Source organism: Bradyrhizobium sp. Kon58 (assembly GCF_055807455.1).
In genome coordinates, this window is the sequence record NZ_JBVVOT010000517.1 from 1 (window position 1) to 256 (window position 256).

General features: G+C 54.7%; 1 protein-coding gene. It reads left to right on the forward strand.

What is annotated here, in order from left to right:
- Positions 1–256, forward strand: a 256-nt coding sequence (locus AC0L20_RS41320) for a hypothetical protein (protein ID WP_473295882.1), incomplete at both ends; no start/stop codon positions are given.

Consider the following 256-nt stretch of genomic DNA (forward strand, 5'->3'; position numbering starts at 1 on the left):
CCCAGTTCTTGCCGCTGCATTGGGTCATCACACTGTCCTGCATGCTGGAAGGTGCCCGCGACAAGCCTTATGTAGGCTTCCTCCATTTCAGAGGCATCAGTCAGAATGCGCTCACGAGCCAGCCACTTCTCAAGCTCAACCGGTTTGGCAAGCTCAATGAATGGACCGACCTCTTCAAGTTGATGCGCGCCCGCTTCGAGAAACCGCTGGCACCATTCGTGCCTCTTTTGAGGGTTTCTAGAGGTCTCCTTCAGAT